Origin of the sequence: Carboxylicivirga taeanensis (assembly GCF_051851475.1) — a bacterium.
Lineage (GTDB): Bacteria > Bacteroidota > Bacteroidia > Bacteroidales > Marinilabiliaceae > Carboxylicivirga > Carboxylicivirga taeanensis.
This window is the reverse complement of sequence record NZ_JBPUSJ010000006.1, coordinates 19,438-38,435: the sequence shown is the minus strand read 5'-3', so window position 1 is coordinate 38,435 and position 18,998 is coordinate 19,438. Positions and strand designations below refer to the sequence as shown.

General features: G+C 44.7%; 11 protein-coding genes. All 11 read right to left on the bottom strand.

Features of this window, described 5'->3' with window-relative positions:
• Positions 1-317: 317 nt before the first annotated feature.
• Positions 318-1,841 carry a glutamate--tRNA ligase gene (gene gltX, locus ACSX1H_RS10655; RefSeq protein ID WP_439183854.1) on the bottom strand — a complete coding sequence of 508 codons (1,524 nt, stop codon included), beginning with the start codon at positions 1,839-1,841 and terminating at the stop codon, positions 318-320.
• Positions 1,842-2,075: 234 nt separating this feature from the next.
• Positions 2,076-4,463: a glycoside hydrolase family 3 C-terminal domain-containing protein gene (locus tag ACSX1H_RS10650; protein ID WP_439183853.1), complete on the bottom strand. Its 2,388-nt coding sequence runs from the start codon at positions 4,461-4,463 to the stop codon at positions 2,076-2,078.
• Between the two features lie 21 nt (positions 4,464-4,484).
• A complete protein-coding gene (locus tag ACSX1H_RS10645) occupies positions 4,485-6,203 on the bottom strand; it encodes an MFS transporter (protein ID WP_439183852.1) in 1,719 nt (572 codons plus the stop codon).
• 22 nt (positions 6,204-6,225) lie between these two features.
• Positions 6,226-7,020, bottom strand: a complete 795-nt coding sequence (locus ACSX1H_RS10640) for a glycoside hydrolase family 16 protein (protein ID WP_439183851.1) — start codon at positions 7,018-7,020, stop codon at positions 6,226-6,228.
• Between the two features lie 12 nt (positions 7,021-7,032).
• Positions 7,033-8,472 carry an MFS transporter gene (locus ACSX1H_RS10635; RefSeq protein WP_439183850.1) on the bottom strand — a complete coding sequence of 480 codons (1,440 nt, stop codon included), beginning with the start codon at positions 8,470-8,472 and terminating at the stop codon, positions 7,033-7,035.
• 56 nt (positions 8,473-8,528) lie between these two features.
• Entirely contained in the window at positions 8,529-11,990 is a 3,462-nt protein-coding gene (locus ACSX1H_RS10630) for a 1,3-beta-D-glucan phosphorylase, GH149 family (RefSeq protein WP_439183849.1), read from the bottom strand.
• Between the two features lie 120 nt (positions 11,991-12,110).
• Entirely contained in the window at positions 12,111-12,992 is an 882-nt protein-coding gene (locus ACSX1H_RS10625) for a hypothetical protein (protein ID WP_439183848.1), read from the bottom strand.
• A gap of 224 nt (positions 12,993-13,216) precedes the next feature.
• Positions 13,217-15,472, bottom strand: coding sequence for a glycoside hydrolase family 3 N-terminal domain-containing protein (locus ACSX1H_RS10620; RefSeq protein ID WP_439183847.1), 2,256 nt, complete (start codon positions 15,470-15,472; stop codon positions 13,217-13,219).
• Between the two features lie 30 nt (positions 15,473-15,502).
• The gene (locus tag ACSX1H_RS10615; RefSeq protein WP_439183846.1) at positions 15,503-16,306 is read right to left on the bottom strand and encodes a glycoside hydrolase family 16 protein; all 804 of its coding nucleotides are present in this window, start codon (positions 16,304-16,306) and stop codon (positions 15,503-15,505) included.
• A 22-nt stretch (positions 16,307-16,328) separates the two neighbouring features.
• Positions 16,329-17,423 carry a family 16 glycosylhydrolase gene (locus tag ACSX1H_RS10610; protein WP_439183845.1) on the bottom strand — a complete coding sequence of 365 codons (1,095 nt, stop codon included), beginning with the start codon at positions 17,421-17,423 and terminating at the stop codon, positions 16,329-16,331.
• Positions 17,424-17,499: 76 nt separating this feature from the next.
• The gene (locus ACSX1H_RS10605) at positions 17,500-18,993 is read right to left on the bottom strand and encodes a PKD domain-containing protein (RefSeq protein ID WP_439183844.1); all 1,494 of its coding nucleotides are present in this window, start codon (positions 18,991-18,993) and stop codon (positions 17,500-17,502) included.
• Between the last annotated feature and the right edge of the window lie 5 nt (positions 18,994-18,998).

Below are 18,998 nucleotides of genomic sequence, written 5' to 3'. Positions count from 1 at the left end.
AGCTATTGGGCTATAGAAATCACGTCTTGGGCTTGGTCGAATGGAGAGCCCGTATAAAATTTGTTCTTGTTATCCACACCGACGACAGAGGCATGAACAAAGTTCAAAACAATAAGCTCAGTGCATGAAAATAAGGTATTTTATAAGCATTCACCAGTATGAAACGTGAAGATGACATTTTTTAACATCCCTTAGCCATCGCTACCATTTTCTCAGCGCACTCTGCCAAGGGCTTACCTCCTGTCTGAATGCTCCCTGCACAAAAAGCCCGCACCTGAATCAGATGCGGGCTTTTTTATATCTATTCTTTTAATTGCTTACTGAATATTTGCAACGGCTGCTTTAATTCGCTGGATAGTTTCTTCTTTACCAATCATCTCAGCAATGGTCATCAGGTCGGGACCAAACCCGCCACCGACAAGCGCCAAACGGAAAGCATTCATCACCAAACCAAACCCTAATTCTTTTGCCTCAATGTGAGCTGAAATAGCAGATTTAATGGCATCTGCCTGCCACTCTTCCAACTGCTCCAAAACAGCTGGTAATTCACCCATAAAAGCAGGCACATCGCCTTTCCAGCGCTTCTTCACCACTTTAGGATCGTATTCAGTTGGCGCTTCAAAGAAAAAGGCACATTGCTCCCATAACTCACTAACGAAGTTTACACGCTCCTTCACCATTCCAACCACTTTGGATACAAAAGCAGTGTCCACCTCATGGCCGCGCTCTTTAAGTTCAGTTTGGAATAACCCGGCCAATTCATCATCGGCTTTTCTGACCAGATGCTGCTGGTTAAACCACTTCGCCTTATCCGGGTCAAAACGAGCGCCTGATTTATTTACACGCTCAATAGAGAAGGCCTGAATCAGCTCATCCATACTGAACAGCTCCTGATCGGTTCCCGGGTTCCAGCCCAACAAGGCCAGCAGGTTCACCACCGCTTCCGGAAAGTAACCACTTTCGCGGTATCCGGCTGCAATGCCATCTTCCAGCTGCCAGTTCAATGGGAATACCGGGAACCCACCTTTATCACCATCACGCTTTGATAATTTTCCTTTACCTGTTGGCTTCAGAATCAATGGCAAGTGAGCAAACTGCGGCATAGTGTCTTCCCACTTTAAAGCCCTGTAAAGCATGATATGTAAGGGCACAGACGGTAACCACTCTTCTCCACGAATAACGTGCGAGATGTCCATCAAGTGATCATCCACAATATTAGCCAAGTGATACGTTGGCAATTGATCGGCACTCTTATAAAGCACTTTATCATCTAAAGTGTTGGTGTTAAAAGTAACCGAACCCCTTACCAGGTCGTTGGTTTTCACTTCGGTATCTTCAGGCATTTTGAAACGAATTACCCACGGCTCACCGGCATCCATGCGTTGCTTCACCTCATCAGCGGACAAAGTCAATGAATTTTTTAGCCCCTGACGCGTGTGCATATCGTAGGCAAAGGTCTTTTTATCGGCCTCAGCCTGCGCTCGCAAAGCATCCAACTCTTCAGGCGTATCAAAGGCATAATATCCCCAACCGGTTTCAACCAGCTGATCAGCATATTTTTTGTAAATCTCGCGACGTTCGCTTTGCTTGTATGGTCCATAATTTCCCCCTTGCTTAACGCCTTCATCAATGGGCATTCCCAGCCATTCCATACTTTCGTTGATGTACTCTTCTGCTCCTTCTACAAACCTTGTCGAGTCCGTATCTTCAATACGAAGAATAAAATCGCCTCCGTGCTTTTTGGCAAACAAATAGTTAAACAATGCGGTACGAACACCACCAATATGCAATGGTCCGGTTGGACTTGGTGCAAAGCGCACACGTACTTTACGAGTTGTCATATGTTGTTTTTTTTTGCAAAGATAGGGCTTGATTTAGTATTTGTTACAAACACGGTACGATTTTAAGCTTAAAAACAGAAACGCGGCACATCCAGATGGATGCGCCGCGCTTTTACCTTATAAAAAAACGAATCCGGCATGAATTACAATCTGCGATTATTTCTTTAACTGGGTACATACCTTATTACAAAATAACCATATTGCCGGGTTCATAAACCAATTAGTTATCAAGTTCTAAAAAGACACATTCTCTACTTCTTTAAACGTCCGGTAAGCAGGGGTATAAGTAATGTTTTTGCAACGCTCGATCAGTTCATTCACTTGCTCATGGGTAATTTCATTGTTGGTGATGTACGGAAACTTAATCATTGGATGTTCCATAAAAAATCCAGGTATATTTGCTTCATCCATGGTTTTGCCTTCCGGTACCCAGCCATTAATCCAGTTTGGCATGTATTCTTTCAGTAATTCGCGGGTTTCTAAGTTATCCCATAGCTCCTTAGCAAAAGTATATTTATCCACCATCATGGGTACTTGCTGAGTGGATTCCAACTCAATCTGAGCTTTTAAACGAATATCGCGCGATGAGGCAGCGGCCATTATTTCAAAACTGCCACTCTCTGCAATCCACATATTCCGTTTTGCATCATAGTAAGAAAAATCGCGACCGGATAGCTCGAAGCTCACTTCTTTCGTTTCGCCCGGTTGCAGCTCCACTTTAACGAAGTGCTTTAGCTCTTTTTCAGGGCGTTGCAGCGTACTTTCAAGGTCACTAACATAAAGCTGGACTGTTTCTTTACCTGCAACTGTACCTGTATTCTTTACTTTTAAGCTGACCTCCAGTACATCCTTATCGCTTATTTTTTTTGCCGACAATTGAATATCGGAATAGTCAAAAGATGTGTAGGAAAGTCCATGGCCAAAGGGGAACAGCGGTTCAATCAGCTTCTCATCGTAATACCGATAGCCTACAAAAATTCGCTCACCATAAAGTACATTGCCCTGCTCGCCCGGAAAGTTAAAGGCCGCTGGTGTATCAGCCAGTTTAACAGGGAATGTTTCGGCCAGCTTACCAGAAGGATTGACTGTACCAAACAATACATCGGCCACAGCCCCTGCGCCTGCTTGTCCGCCTAACCAGGTTTCCAGTACAGCCGGTACTTGCTCAATCCAAGGCATAGCCACTGCACTGCCATTGGTTAAAACAGCCACCGTGTTGTTCTGTACTTTTGCCACTTCAGCTATCAACTGGTTGTGCGCAGCCGGCATATCAATGTGTTTCCGATCAATACCTTCCGATTCATAATGCAAAGGCAGTCCGGCAAAAACCAAAGCGACATCCGATTCCTTTGCCAGTTGCACAGCATCCTCAATCATGGTAAAATCATTATCGTCCTTCAGATTATAGCCCTGTGCATAACTTATCTTTACCCCTTTGCCATATTCATTTTTAATGATGTCCAGCACATTATCCAGTTGAGTAGGCTTTACCTCTGAACTTCCATTACCCTGATAGCGCGGATTAGCCGCAAACTCGCCAATGATAGCTATTCGCTTGTATTTATCTTTACTCAAAGGCAGCACATTTTCATCATTTTTAAGCAATGTAATGGCCTGTCCATGTACCTCGCGAGCGAACTGGTGATGCTCCTCCACCTTTTGATCAACATCTTCTCTGTCGAGCGACTTGGCTTTTAACACCACCATCAATATTTCTTTCACCAGATTATCAAGAATAGCTTCATCTAATTCACCTTCCTGGACTGCTTTAAGCAGTATCTCATCATTAACACTGCTCACATGCGGCATTTCGATGTGCATGCCTGCTTTTAAAGCCGCTACGCGATCGATGACGGCAAACCAGTCAGATATGACAATGCCTTCAAAACCCCACTCCTCCTTTAATATCTTGGACAGTAAATATGGGCTTTGTGTACCATACTCGCCCTGCACCCGGTTATAGCAAGCCATCACCGTCCAGGGCTGCGCCTTCTTAACGGCGATTTCGAAAGGTGTCAGGTATATTTCATGCAGTGTACGCATATCCACATCTGAATTCATAAACATGCGCATGGTTTCTACATTATTAGCCACAAAATGCTTGAGCGAGGTCCCCACACCCTGACTTTGCACACCATTGATGTAAGCTGCTCCCAATTCACCTGACAGAACAGGATCTTCCGAGAAGTATTCGAAATTACGTCCACCTAAAACCGACCGCTTAATATTCACTCCAGGCCCCAGCAATACATTCACGTCCAAAGCCTGACATTCTTCCCCCAAAGCTTGCCCTACTTTGTAAATCAAATCTGTATCCCAGGTGGCGGACAAGGCTGAAGCCGTAGGGAAACAAGTTGCCGGGTGCTGATCGCCATAACCGGCTTTGTTGGTGGCCGGAGCGCGCCTTAAACCATGAGGCCCGTCGGCCATCCATATCCATGGAATATCCAGTCGTTCGATTGGCTGCGTACTCCAGTCATCGCGGCCTGAACATAGCGAAACCTTCTCCTCAAGCGTCAGTTCAGACATCAAGCTATTTATTTTTTCTTCCAACTCCTTATCCTGAGCAGATAATGACAATGTGGCCATAAACACAAATGCTAGTATACCTACAAGTCTCATATCTTCGTTTATTTTATTGATTTATTCAATACCTATTTGATTTCTTCTTGCCTCCAGATCAGCCTGCATCTGCTGACTTGTTTTATTATCAATGCTGTAAAAAAACAGGAGCACGGCACAAGACATATACAAAATGCCGGGTATAACTGAAATCATCAGCTTTATCCCCCGAATGGTTTCCTCCGTTTGCACGGTGTTTGCTTCAAACTTAAAAAGCACCAATAACCACCCGGCCAGTGCTCCACCTATGCCCCAACCAGCCTTTTGGGCAAAAGTAGCTGCCGAAAAAACCAGTCCTGTCGCCCGTTGTCCTGTTTTCCACTCTGTATAATCAGCCGTATCGGCCAACATGGTCCATAACAATACCACAGCCGGTGCATAGGTAAATTTAGCCAGCACATTAAAAACATAAATCATTGTAAAATCTCCTGCTTCGGGCAAGTATAGCAAGGCGAAGAAAATTCCGGATAAAATGGTACTGGCCATAAACACATTACGATTCCCAAAGCGCCTGGCCAGTGGTTTTGCTATTGGCAACCCCAAAATAAGCGCTACACTACTCACCACATTAAACAGCTGCACACTTTCTTCGGTACCTATGTAATATTTAAAATAGTAGGCTATGGAAAGATTTTGCAAGGCAAACATGATAAATGAAACAATCCCCACCAATGCTAATACAATCCATGGCTTATTCGAACCAAGATTTTTAAAATCGGCCCAAACAGATTGATTGTTATTGACCTGTGGCACCACTCTTTCTTTTGTTGAAAAGAAGGTTATCAGAAAAAAGACCACACTCAAAAAGCCAAGCACCATCAGCGTGTATTGATAACCTTTAGCTTTGTTCACCAAATTATCATTTGCCCTCACATCAATAACTACTTCCCCATCACCGGCATTGATATAGTGGACATCTTCACGGGCCAACGGATAAGGAATAACGCCCGGCGCATTGGCCTTTGCCTTTATCGCTGTTGAGTCAAAAGCCATGATTGCCTCAGAATTATTTGCTGCACCATTTGAGGGACTTACCACAATGTAAACAGCAGCTTCTGAACTATTTTGTTCCTCATCCTCGATTGCATAAAACAAGGTATCAATCCCTATAAAACCAGGGTTTGGCTGATAACGAAGACTGTCACTATTGAGCACCTCAACCATTCCTCCTTTTGTTTGGGGTTGTGCAACTTTAGTAGAAAACTCTCCTTTACCAAAATAGATAGCCATTGACAGAGCCAGACCTGTAACTATGAGTTGCCCCGAAAAAGCACTGATGAAGCGATAGGTATTAACTCCTGCCCGCTCGTTCGAGTCAGAAGTCATTACAGCCATTAAGGATGAGTAAGGCAGGTTAATGGCTGTATAGGCAGTCATCAGCAAGAAATAGGTAACGGCTGCCCAAATAATTTTACCGGTCTGACTTAAATCTGGCGTGGTAAAAGTAAGTACCGCCAGGATTGCATAAGGCACGGCCGTGTACAAAATATAAGGACGAAACTTACCCCAGCGGGTAGTAGTCCGGTCAGAAATAATCCCCATTAAAGGATCATTAATCATGTCCCAAATACGTGCGATAAGCATAATGGTACCAGCGGCCGCGGCCGAAATACCAAAGGTATCGGTGTAAAAAATCAGAATCCAAAAGCCCACCATGTCCCAAACAAAATGGGAAGCAGTGTCGCCAAGGCTGTAGCCCAGCTTTTCTTTAAACGATAATTTAGTAACTGTCTTGTTCATTCTGTATGGTTTAATGGTGCAGCTATTTTTGATAAATTCTCACGTAATCAACCTCCATTGTTTGCGGGAAAGCCAGTGAATCAATTCCTTCAACTCTCCCCCAGGCACCACCCACGGCCACATTCATAATCAGATAAAAAGGCTTGTTGTATGGCCATTTATCCACCCCCAGTTTTTCATTGGCGTAAGTAAAGTAGAGTTCTCCATCCACAAAAGCCTTCATGGTATCCGGCGTCCACTCCAAACCATACAGATGAAAAGCATCAGTGGCATCGTCTACTTTGATAGTGCCCGTTTGCTGAGTACCTGTTTGCCATTGGTAATCTTTTGAGTGAGCCGAGGCATGGACCACTCCTTTATCGTGCCCTACATGCTCCATGATGTCTATTTCGCCAATAGCCGGCCAGTTACCATCGTTGAAGGACCACCCGCCGGGCATCATCCAAATCGCTGCCCAACTGCCTCTCGCTTCAGGCAACTTGGCCCGCACTTCCACCTTCCCATATTGCCAGTCGGCTTTTGAGATAAGACGGGCTGAAGTAAAAGCTTTGTCGCCATAAGACTCCTCTAAGGCGGTTATGTGTAATAGCCCATCTTCTACCCACGCATTTTCTTTGCGGCCTTTGGTATAAAACTGGGCTTCGTCATTTCCCCATCCATGCGGATTGCCTTCCTGATCATACGCCCATTTTGTAGAATCGGGTAATCCGGTATAGTCAAACTCATCGTTCCATACCAGGCGATAATTCTTTTCGGTGCTGCAACTTGCGGCTGCCATTAGCAACACCAACAAAACAGCCAAATTACTATATCTCATTCCTTTCATATTTTATTGTTCTCCCTGATGTTTAATACTTCCCCGTCGCTTTATCAACTCTTCCCTAATCTGGTGCGCTTTGGTTTCTGTTAAGTCATAATTCCAGATGGTGGCAATAGCGAGCAAGGCCATCACAATCGGTATAATGATATCAGCCAGACGAAGGTTAACCAGACTGCTGGCCGATTGAACATCCAAACTTTCATCAAAGCCCACAAAGTGCAATACAATTCCGCTTAGCAAAATAGCCAGGGCATTACCCAGCTTGACCATCCACCAATAAACTGCTCCAAACATGGCTTCCCTGCGCTTGCCGGTATTAAGCTCATCCAAGTCGCAAACATCCGCCGTCATCGACATCATAAGCGTAAACAGCCCCCCTATACCAAATGACAAAAATGGAATGGGCATAAACATCAGCCAGGGATTATCGGGGTTGAAACCCCACCACTTAAGCATGTAACCAATAATCGATATAAGGGTGGCAATAATAAATGCCTTTCGTTTTCCCAGCCGCTCCGATAAGCGGGTGACGACCGGAATTACAAGAAATGCTGTTGCCATGGCACTGATGGTACCAAACCAGGCCGGCCAATTGCCAGCGGCCACCTTATCGCCATTGAACAAATAATAGACAATGATGAAAAATGCAAACTGCGCTATGGTCTGAAACCCATTAAATATTAAAAAGGTCGCGCCACACAATCGCATAAATGGTTGGTTTTTTACAGTTTGTTTAATCCCCTGAAAGAAAGTTTTCACCTGTGTCCTAAGTTCAGTGGTCGAAAGCTTATTTTCCTGTTCGGGCACAATCAACTCCTTATTAAAAAAAGCCGGCATAATGCCTAAAACCATGCACAACGCGCCTACCCATACGGCTAGTTCTCTTGCGCCTTCTGGGGCCGATTCAAAAAGAGATTGCTTGTAGATGATGACCCAAAACCAGGGTGCGATCATCCAGGCTATCTGTCCCATAAACTGAGAAACGGCCATTAAACGAGTTCGTTCGTTATAATCAGGGGTCATCTCATAACCCAAGCCGATTAGCGGGGTTGCAAAAATGGTATACCCGATATAAAAGAAGATGGATACAAACAGGAAATAGAAGAAATTATACAGTTCTGAATGCTGTGGATTCAATTGCCACATCAGCATAAACGACACTCCGGCAATGATGCTCCCCAACAGGATATAGGGTTTACGACGGCCCCATTTCGACCGTGTGTTATCGGAAATAAATCCCATAACAGGGTCGGTGAGTGCATCAATCGCACGTGGCAACGCCCCGAGCAGACCGGCCAATATGGGATTCATACCCAAGGACATGACCAACACAACCATAAAAACCCCCAGGGCGGCCGGAAAGAGCTGATTAGCCAAATGACCAGAGCCAAATGCTACTTTCTGCACAAAAGGTACCCGGTCACTTATTGCTATCTGTTTACTGTTCATTTTTGGATTTTAATTATTAGTTAGCTGTTTAGAATTTAGCACGCTCACAAAGAGCGCTATTTGGTCATAAGTAGTGTTTTTTCAATTTTCAGCACCTCTCCACTCCGGTTAAAAATAGCAGCAGACACCTCTCTATCCAGACAGTTACCCTCAAATGTGCGGCTACTTCCATCGACATAGTAAACACTTATCAATTCCTTCTCATGCAATTGATAAATAACCGGCACTTTGCCAAAGGTAAAAGCCAGTTCCCCTGCATGCAATGGCACCGCTTGTGGCTCTCCCGCCTCTGAATAGCAATTCAACTCGCTAGTGGTTGTGAGCAGCTCATCCGGGTTCATCAATGAGGTTTCAAAGCAGATTTGCCCCTTCCGAATCATGATGCCCAATTCACCCATGCGGCTCAACACATCTTCCTTTACCTGCCCAGTCATGCCGGGCTGCTTAACCCCCGCTCCTCCGGGAGTGTGCGAGTAGGCATCCGTTGGAAATGCCCCGTAGAGAGCCGGTGACTTGTACAGGCCAATACCAGCCTTAATTTCATAATAGTGGTCTTTAATCCGCCCTAAAAGTGAGGCATCAACTCCCTGACGCAAGCCATCAAAATAGGTTTCCTGCACTGCCAGCAATAACTTAGAAACCATATGCCAATAAATACTTCCCAACCCTTCGTAGCCATAGAAAGTGCCAGACCGTCCGGTAAACGACTGATGGTCGAACATGCTTTCGTACACCGCCAATACCTGTTTCTGCTCTTTTGCCAGCAAGGAGGCATATTGCTTTTGCGGCAAGGCTTGCAAGGCTTTCTTCAGCTCTTCGGCATTGCGAATGGCTCCATTAAAATGGCAGGCCCCTTTAACATCCTGCGTAATAACCGAGGTGCGTTTCTCCTCCAACAAGGTTTTCAACAGCTCTGAGTCAAGAACCTTATCGGCCGGGATGGTGTTCTTTTCAATAAACAACGGTAACTGGCGGTCGGGATAAAGAATGTAGCTATACTGATCCTCGCGGAACAAGGCACTGGCCTTAAGCGCATCCATCACGCGAAGGCTTTCTTCTGTATTTAACACCCCGGCGCTTAACACAGCCACTTGTCCTTCCAGCATCTCATACAGGTACCTCACCGATACCTTGTTATCGGAAAAGGCAACCAGGTTGTAAGAATGGTACAAACCATCCTCCCGCTTATTGGCCTCAATTGACTGATCCATATACCTAATAGCCAACTCAATAAACTGCTGTAGCTCCTCAACTGTTACCGTGGCCTTTTCACCCGCAAAACCCTTTTTATAAATTTTTTCGCGATAGACTTCTCCCGCTTTCCCCAGATGGTCGGCAAAATAGCGCCGCTGCGCATCGGAAAACCCGTTTTCGAGCCATTCGCCCTTTTGGCTAAACAGCGCATAAACACTTTCCAACAGCTCTTTTACTTCGTTGGATACAGGCATCTCACTCACTGTAGATTGCTTAAACAGCTCCAACCAGAATTTGAGAAAACGACGCAGATAATAAAGTGTTACCATAGAAACACCGTTCCCCACCAGCGCATTATTGGCATCGTTCCACTCCGGACGCTGGGTATTCATCCATATACCCGCCTCTGGAATAAAGTTGCTGAGTTTGGATAGGAGCGTTACCAGAATTTTTTCAGTGAAGTTCACGCGGTACACCTGTCCCTGCGCATCCATGAGTAACTTCCCATCGGCCCCAATAGCCTTTGACTGTACAGCCAGGCGGGCATTCAGCTCGGCATCAAAGGTGATGGTATCCTGCGGATTGGCAACAATCTGCTCATACGGTTTGATACGATAGGGCACGTTGGCATACACAAACCTCTCGGCAGTTAATAAACCATCCAGTGCTCCAGGATGAAATTTATCGGAAAGTTCCAACAGTTTTTGGAGATAAATTATCTGATGGTCGCCCCAATAGCCGATGTAAGCCCATGGGTCGTGCGGATCAGGACATTCCCAATCAATACCCTCGCGTGTAATCCGGTACGGATTGTAGCCATCTGGCGTAGAAGCGTTGACAAACTTACTTATCATGCCCTCAACAAAAGCCGGGTAAGAAAAACCAAGTGCTTCCCAGTTTTGAAAAATATCGCGCCAATTTCCCTGGTAATTCAGTTTTGGTGACCCATCCTCATTTTTCGTTTCAATTGAAAATTGATTCCAGGGACGACTTGGGTCGCCATGACGCCGACTAAAAGTAAGTGGCAGATACTCGTATGCGATTCGGATTAAGTCCGCATCCTCCGTTGTTTCGGCCATTCGGATAAGCGCATTGTACTCAAGCTTCCCGGGCAATGCACTTAACCAGTCGTTGAATTTACCAGCCACGTGCTGATTGGTTTGTGACACAAACAAGCGAAAATCGGCTGCATCGAGCGAGTAGTTATCATTGAAAATACCTCCACGCATCACATTAAAAAGCGTGTTGGAAAAATGGCGGGCACAGCCCAGCTCATCGTTGCTCTGCTGCAAACCATCGGCAGCAGCCACAATTTCAATTAATTTACCGGTACCAGCCTTAATATCATCTGCAACTAATTTTCCAATGGCATCATCGTATAAAATCAGTTCCTGCAGGTTCACCACATCGGCACTGTCCTGGTTGATATCGGCCACAATTGACCAACTTTTATGTTCTGCCTGCTCCAATGGGAAACTTGCATTAATCAGGTAGGCGCCGCGCGTGGCACGAATATCTGTTTCGGTTTGAACAGCTTGCCCTTCTTTAAATGCTTTTAGCTGACGATCGCACAGCAGCACCTTACAGTTTGGCAAACCATAGCACCACACGGTGGTTGTTTTGAGCGATTCACTGGGTTCGGCTCTGTCTACCGGTATGGAGCTCAATGAAAACAATCCCAGCTTTGACGCTGATAGAAGTTCGTGCTTCTTGTAGGCATCCAGCAGGTTACTGAATTCGTTCTGAAAAGCATAATCAACGCCATATGGCAGAATATTACGAATACCATCAACAACATCCACTAAAACAGTTTGATTGCCGTAGTTAGTAATGGTTGATGTTTTTACAAAGCCGAAACGCTCGCTATTGGCCCACATGTATTTAAACCCAAGACCCAAATCGAGGTTCACCTCTTCAAACATCACCTTGTTGCCATAAACACTTTTGTAGATATTACGAACCGTGTGATACACACCCTTGTATTTATCCGAAAAAGGTTCCCACAAGTATGTCTGCTTATCTTTTTGCACCAGCACACTCGTTTTGCTGCCAGTTATATCTTTGTAATCGTGTATTTTATCATCGGTGTAATAGGGGAACAGGGCATTGTTGCGGTTTTTTCGACCTGCCGACAAGGCGCCATTGCTGGAGATGAACATCCAGTGATCGGAATCACTTACAATACTCATGAAAAAATCGTCCATCTGATCGTAATGACTGATCTTGTAGAACTTTTCATTTTCAATTTCCACAAACTTACCATCCACCTCTTCTCTCCCCTTGCATAAGCTGGTTGTTCCTAAATAGATCTCTTTCTTATCCATCACTTGTTGTATTATTCGTTTTCAGGTGCTCAAATTCTTTTTTCAATCTTCAAAAGGGATTAATTACCTCTGCATTCTAACTATTTCCCTTATCATTAATTATTTAGGCTAATAGATTTTTTAAGCCTCCAATTCTTGTATTTTAAAAGTCCGCTGCCAGGTATCCGTTTCACCGGGCTTAAGCATGATGCCTTTAAATAGTTCCGGACTCACCACGTGAGCCCGTCCCCACAGGTTTATTTTTTGGGGTGTAAAATCAACGCTTTCTGAAATACTCAAGCCCAACCGCTTGTCTGTTAGCTCCCAGTTAAGGCCTCGGGCTGCTGGCTCCGACACGTCTTCAAAGAAAAAATCGGATTCAGGGGTTGATTTCCATGTGATTAGATTGCCATTGCGCATCACGCAACCATCTGGATTTAAGCCCTTCGCAAACTGGCGCTCACGGATGGCTTTGCCAATTTTTAGCTGGCAGTTTGTTGATAGCTTTCTGGCTCCGATGGAGAGAAAATTATGAACATACTCATCAGTGATAAAAACCTCCTTGCCATCATTAATAAATTCATAACCAATCACAAAACCATCATCACAAAGGGTTATTGTTTTGTTTAAACGAAACCCATAAACCGGATGAGTGTTTACACAAAATAACGACACCCCGGCCGGATGCACCTTGGTGGTAAAGTCAAAGGGTTGACAAGGGTACTGGTGAAAAAAGTCGTAGGGTTCCCTGCTCTCTTTCTGCAACATTCCCACACCAATTTTCGGAAACAATTCTCCAGGCTCACAGGTATCGTATCCAATTGCACGACTTATTCCGAACTCATTAGAACAGCCATGCCCCTGCAAGTCGCTGCTTTCCTGGTGAAGTTCAGAGGTACACAATGGAGTACCTTTCCATCTTACCTGCAGTATTTTACCTGTCCAATCGAACCTTGTTCCCTGATAGCCTTCCAAAGGCTCTTCAATACTCAGGCTGATATGGTTTTTGAATAGCTCAATCATTATATCTGGTTTTAAAAACTGGTGGCTTTCATCAAGCCACCAGTTCCCCTGTCATTCTTGTGATGCATACAGAAATCGCAACCATGTTTCCGGCATGCTTTTATGCGCTTCTGCAGTGCAAAGAATAACTTAACAAAACACTCGCCTCCCGATTACTAATTGTTAAACCAGGTTGAAGTCAAAATTTTATAAACTGCTCCTGTCTTTCCAGGTGTTCATTCGTTTTATTCTACCTTAAATGTTGTTGATAACTCTGTAGTGGAGTCACCACCAACCCACAGCTGAAATTCACCCGGCTCCACCACTTTTTCCATATCAATGTTATGAAAGGCCAAGTCCTGAATGGCTATTTCGAGCATTACGCTGGTTTTATCTCCTTGATTGAGGCTGATCCGTTTAAAAGCCTTCAGTTCCTTAACGGGTCTTGAAACGCTTCCTGCCACATCGCGCACATACACCTGAACCACCTCATCACCGGCCACTTCGCCTGTATTTTCCAGTTCAAAGCTCACCTGGATACGGTCATCCTGAGCGTACACATCTTTGTCTAACTGTAAGCCGCTATAGGCAAAAGTGGTGTAGGACAAACCATAGCCGAAAGGATAAAGTGGCGTAAACCCGGCATCAATGTAGTGCGACTCATTACCTAATGATGTTTGCGGTGCCTTTACCGGTATTTCATCGATGTGAGTCCATGAATCGGGGTTAGCCGGACGCCCTGTATTTTTATGATTGTAATGCATTGGAATTTGCCCGACTACTTTTGGAAAAGTAACCGGCAATTTACCCGACGGATTGGCTTTACCTAAAAGAATATCGGCTAAAGCAGCACCGCCCATGGTTCCGGGGTGCCAGGCGTAGATAACGGCATCGGCGTGCTCGCTAACTGCACCAATGGTTAAGGGACGACCAGCCATTACTACAAGTACCAGGGGTTTGCCGGTCTGCTTAAGCGCCCTGATCAATTCATTTTGGGCTCCCGGTAAATCTATATTCGCTCGCGAATGAGCTTCGCCTGACAGGATGGACTCTTCGCCACCGCAAAACACAATCACATCGGCTTTTTTGGCTTGCTCAATAGCTTGTTTAAAACCTTTGGTGTGCTTCGTCCGGCTTGTTGCCAAAGCTTGGGCAAATAATAATTTTCCAGCGCCCAATTCCTGCTGCAAAGCCATCAGCGGGGTCACGGACAAGGTGCTGTCCCCATCAAAAATCCAGGTTCCCAGCTGTTCATAGGCCTGATTAGCCATAGGCCCCACCAGAGCGATGGTTTTATTTTTACTGACTGGCAGCGTTTGTTTATTATTTTTAAGCAGTACCATGCTTTGGGTGGCAGCCAATTTAGCCGCCTCCAAATATGCTGGCTTAGCAAACTGGTACTGATTTTCTTCAGCAATGTAGGGATTATCAAATAAGCCGGCCTCATACTTCACTCTTAATATCTCACGAACAGCCTGATCAATAATGGCTTCGCTTATCAGTCCTTCACTTATGAGCGCTGCAATGTTGTCCTCATACGTGGTTGAAGCCATTTCCATATTAACCCCCGCATTGATGGCTCGTTTGGCAGCTTCCTTTTCATCGGCAGCAAAGCCATGGTTAATCATTTCCCAAACAGATGCCCAGTCACTCACCACAAAACCATCAAACTGCCATTTATCGCGCAACACATCGCGCATCAGGTATTCGTTACCCGTAGCCGGCACTCCATCAATGTCGTTAAATCCCGACATAAATGTTCTGACTCCTGCATCTACAGCGGCTTCAAAGGGTGGTAAATAAACATCGTGTAATTCACGAGGAGGAATTAATGTTGAGTTGTAATCACGTCCGCCTTCAGCAGCTCCATAGCCGACAAAATGCTTGGCACAGGCAATTATACTATTTTCATCTGCCAAATCATCACCCTGAAAGCCTTTCACCATGGCTGCCCCCAGTACCGAGGTGAGGTGAGGATCTTCTCCAAGGCTTTCGGCGATACGCCCCCAACGGGCATCACGACTGATATCTATCATAGGCGCAAACGTCCATTTAATACCCGATGAAGCGGCTTCGGCTGCTGCTACCCGGCACCCTTCTCTTACAATTTCGGGATTCCAGGTGGCCGCCTGTCCCAATGGAATCGGAAACACAGTTTTAAACCCATGAATAACATCGCGGGCGATAAGTACCGGAATTCCCAAACGGCTCTCTTCAACTGAGATTCGCTGAATCTCATTGATCGTTGTAACATCAACCTCGTTTAGTATGGAGCCGATCCGGCCCTCTTTAAGCATCTGCTTAAAATCATCATTCAGCGTTCCTCCACCGCCATTAACCTGACACATCTGGCCAATCTTTTCTTCGAGGCTCATCTGTTCCAGCAAGGCTTCAACCTGCTGATCAATTGAGGATTGCTCCTGGCTGTTGTTATTTGGTTGGCAGGCACTTAATAAGAACACTGCTATTAGTCCTGCAAGTATATGTTTTAATACATTCATTGCGCAAGTATTTTAAGGTAAACAACCATTTTATCTGGCTGACGTTTTTTGGTAAACTCTTACATAGTCGATTTCCATTGTACTTGGGAAGGCTGACTCATCAACACCATATTTCCCGGCCCAATGGCCGCCTACTGCAACATTTAAAATCAGGTAAAAAGTTTGGTCAAATGGCCATTTTTCGCTGCCGGCTCTGGCCTCTTTATCAAATACAAACACCTTCCGTCCATCGATAAAAAACTGGCAACTGTTTTCGCTCCATTCCATGCCATATACATGAAAGCTGGTAGCTGCATCATTCAGATGAAAAGCTTTGGACTTTTGCGTATGATCAAGGTGATTATATGCGCCGGTATGCACAGAGCAATAAATTGAATCGGGCGCATAACCCAGGTACTCCATAATATCTATTTCGCCACTTGCCGGCCAGGCACCATACACGTTATTAGCAGGCAACATCCATATGGCAGGCCAAATCCCTTGCCCACCAGCCACTTTTGCACAAACCTCCACTTTTCCGTACTTCCACTCGCCCTTCCCTTTGGTGATGAGGCGTGCAGATGTATATGGCTGTTCAGGTTTGTCGGTTGGCACGGCTGTTATGTATAGCTTTCCATCCTGTACCCAGGCATTTTCGGCATTTCCTTCGGTATAAAACTGAGACTCATCATTCCCCCACTGCGAGCTATTACCCTGGGTGTCATAGCTCCACTTAGCAGAATCGGGTAAGCCAATGTAGTTAAACTCATCGTGCCACACCAATTCATAAGCTTCGTGCCTTGAGCACATGTTCAAGGCCCATACAAACAGCAGTATTAGTCCTACTTTTACCATACCCGAAGTAATTGGGATTGTTTTAATTCAATTCATAAACCCTTACATAATCTACTTCCATTGTTTGAGGAAAAATAGAGTTATCAACCCCTTGAACTCCGCCCCAGTTACCACCTACAGCCACATTTAAAATAAAAAAATGAGGTTTGTCAAATGGCCAGTTGGAAGCATTTCTTTCTGCCGGAGCATATACATGCACCACATTATCCGGGGAATCCACATAAAACGTTAAAGATGTTTCGGTCCATAACAATCCATAAACATGAAACTCCTCCTCACATGTGGGCAACGACTTACTGCTACCACTACCGTTGCCGGCATAGCCGTCGGGTGTATGAGCAGTTGCATGCACCACGTTTGGCTGATAGCCAACATACTCCATTATGTCAATTTCGCCACACGCGGGCCAGCCCACCTGACCAATATTCGCACCGAGCATCCAGATAGCCGGCCAAATACCGGTACCAGAGGGAAGTTTTGCACGCACTTCAATGCGTCCGTAAGTAAACTCCTTTTTTCCCCAGCTAATCATCCGCGTAGACGTATAGGAGCCTTGCACCTTATCGTCGTTGACTTTTTTAGCTGTAAGAACGAGCTTCCCATCAACTACTTCAACATTCTCTCCGTTGGTGTAATATTGTAACTCATTATTGCCCCAGCCATTTTCGCCTGTTCCCACATCGAACTTCCAGTTAGCCGTATTGATGGCAGCACTGTTAAATTCATCAGACCAGATGAGTCCTTCGGGATCAACATAGTCGGGATCATCAGCCTCTATGCTGATAGTACGCGTTAACGTTTTTGTATCGGACGGCGTATTCAAATCTCCCCAAAGCCGCAGAGTTACCTCATAATCACCTTTTAATGGGTAATAAATGGTATACTCCTTATTTTTGTCGGTACTCTTACCGGTTGTTTCGCCATTGCCAAAATCCCACTCAACATACAGGTAGTTCCCGGTTGATGCATTGGTGAAAATGACTTCATTTGAATTCTCCGCATCTTGTTTAAACGAAAAATCAACTTTGTACTGGTCTGCATCATCTGACGATTCTCCACAAGCATAGACACATACCGCTAAAACAAAGCAAAACGCAATGCTCCAAAACTTATACATATTTTTTCTGTTTTTACTTGAATTTAGGAGAGTACCATTTCTGGCACTCTCCATTATGTATGTAAAATATGCAGTGTTAATTCAGCATGAAGTCATCCAAGTAGAAGATACCTCCATTACAATGGCCTTCCATACCAAATTGAATAACAATCATATCGAAATCTGTCCTATCTGATATGTTACTGAAATCGAATGTTACTTCCACCCATTTACCCAGTTGATCTTCCGTTAATGTTACGGTTCTTACTTCTTGAGTAGTCCAGGCTTCACCGCCAAGCTCAGAGTTCTGCAGTTTAAGATCAACCTGAGGTAATAATTGCTTATTTGGAATCCAGGTTATCCAGTCTGGCTGACACTCAGTAATATAATCATTAAACTGAGGCATGAATACTTTCATTGTAAACACATTTCGCTCAGATAAATCAAAACGATGCTCGAACAAAGCGGTAACAGCTTCAAACGGGCCTTCCCCTTTTTGATAGAGTGCTATATTTGCTGACTCGTTAATTGGCACTGGAGCAAAGTTACTGATGGATTCAAACTTAATCAGGTCCCCTTTATTCCATTCAATATTTCCATTACCTTCAAAGTCATCCATAATATCGTTGGTCTCCAGTGGTTTTTCAATAACCGGTGGCACATATCCTTTACGAATAATTTTGTTATAGCGAGCAGCTTCACCATTGGTTGTGCGCAGGAAGAAATAATTCTCATTCCAATCAAGCACCTCATATTCACGAGCCAAACCATCGTCATAACCAATTACACCTGATTGACTTGATAAGGTAATATAGCTTTTACCGTCAACTTCTTTGAATCCCCACTGTAAATCGCCGCGAGCAGCATCATCAGTCGTTACATCCATATCAAAGTTGTCATTCCAAATATTACTGGTATAGTAACCAGCAGCAAGGCCAGCTTCGGCAGCACCACCATCATTATTAGCATGGGTTGCCCCTTTGGTATCGATAATGTATTTAAATTCATCCATGATGAATGTAAACTCATCATCGTAGATGTAGTGGCCTGTTTTTGCCAGAGAAGTTGCCCCCCACCAATTTGGTTCGTTTAACACATTACCGCTATCATCAAATGCAGCTCCTACACCAAAATGCCATTTACTGGTACTATCTACCACCCAGGTATGACCGGTTGGGTTCTCAATTCCGCCTGTAAGTGCCAGTACAATTGGATTTTCAAAAAGAGCATAATTGGTTTCGGTTTGCTCAACAACTTTTTTAGTAGAAACTGATGCTCCATTTCCACCCGTAATGGTCATAACAACCTCGTATTCGCCCGGTAAATTGTAATTAGCAATAACTTGTTGTCCGGTTGCTTTACCACCGTTACCAAAATCCCAGCTAATACCGTTCACTCCTTTTGTTTCGGTAGTACTAGTCAATACAAAATGAAACTCATCGTCGCCAGGAGCTACTGTAAAGCTTAGATCCTCTTCATTAGGCGGCGTGCTCATATTAAGGTCAGGTTTGTCAAATTCCTGCGGATCACAAGCCAATAGCAGAAAAGCTGCCATCAAAAATGCGATACCTGATTTTATAATATTTTTCATAATTA

What these genes read in the sequence shown, in the direction of transcription:
- ACSX1H_RS10640 (WP_439183851.1), bottom strand. Translation starts at nt 7,020, where the DNA reads ATGAGATATAGTAATTTGGCTGTTTTGTTGGTGTTGCTAATGGCAGCC.
- ACSX1H_RS10635 (WP_439183850.1), bottom strand. Translation starts at nt 8,472, where the DNA reads ATGAACAGTAAACAGATAGCAATAAGTGACCGGGTACCTTTTGTGCAG.
- ACSX1H_RS10625 (WP_439183848.1), bottom strand. Translation starts at nt 12,992, where the DNA reads ATGATTGAGCTATTCAAAAACCATATCAGCCTGAGTATTGAAGAGCCT.
- ACSX1H_RS10630 (WP_439183849.1), bottom strand. Translation starts at nt 11,990, where the DNA reads ATGGATAAGAAAGAGATCTATTTAGGAACAACCAGCTTATGCAAGGGG.
- ACSX1H_RS10620 (WP_439183847.1), bottom strand. Translation starts at nt 15,472, where the DNA reads ATGAATGTATTAAAACATATACTTGCAGGACTAATAGCAGTGTTCTTA.
- ACSX1H_RS10615 (WP_439183846.1), bottom strand. Translation starts at nt 16,306, where the DNA reads ATGGTAAAAGTAGGACTAATACTGCTGTTTGTATGGGCCTTGAACATG.
- ACSX1H_RS10645 (WP_439183852.1), bottom strand. Translation starts at nt 6,203, where the DNA reads ATGAACAAGACAGTTACTAAATTATCGTTTAAAGAAAAGCTGGGCTAC.
- gltX (WP_439183854.1), bottom strand. Translation starts at nt 1,841, where the DNA reads ATGACAACTCGTAAAGTACGTGTGCGCTTTGCACCAAGTCCAACCGGA.
- ACSX1H_RS10650 (WP_439183853.1), bottom strand. Translation starts at nt 4,463, where the DNA reads ATGAGACTTGTAGGTATACTAGCATTTGTGTTTATGGCCACATTGTCA.
- ACSX1H_RS10605 (WP_439183844.1), bottom strand. Translation starts at nt 18,993, where the DNA reads ATGAAAAATATTATAAAATCAGGTATCGCATTTTTGATGGCAGCTTTT.
- ACSX1H_RS10610 (WP_439183845.1), bottom strand. Translation starts at nt 17,423, where the DNA reads ATGTATAAGTTTTGGAGCATTGCGTTTTGCTTTGTTTTAGCGGTATGT.